A 283-nucleotide genomic window follows, 5' to 3' on the forward strand; every position below is an offset into this window, starting at 1 on the left:
ACTCCAGATATAATCCAAATCAGTAGCATTATGCAAGTAAGATAGATCAACTAATAATACTCTACGTAGTGAGATATATAAGTGCTTTTATAGTGAAAGCCCCAGTTTTCGCTGAACAACATGCCAAGGTGATATAAATTAAGTACAGCAACCGCAATGACTCGCAGCCAATCATGAAAGTAATGACGGTGGGTGACGGGTAATGGTTTATTCATGCTAAAGCCAATGTATTCCTATTGGTACTAGTACACCTTCAAGGCGTGGAAAACACTATTAATAAGGT

General features: G+C 37.8%; 1 protein-coding gene. It reads right to left on the minus strand.

The annotated features are described in order from the left end of the window. Positions 1-50 precede the first annotated feature (50 nt). Complete coding sequence (locus tag CWC04_RS19745; RefSeq protein WP_171038608.1) at positions 51-215, minus strand: hypothetical protein; 165 nt, start codon at positions 213-215, stop codon at positions 51-53. Between the last annotated feature and the right edge of the window lie 68 nt (positions 216-283).

The organism is Pseudoalteromonas sp. S2893, from assembly GCF_005887105.1.
GTDB classification, from domain to species: Bacteria; Pseudomonadota; Gammaproteobacteria; order Enterobacterales; family Alteromonadaceae; genus Pseudoalteromonas; species Pseudoalteromonas atlantica.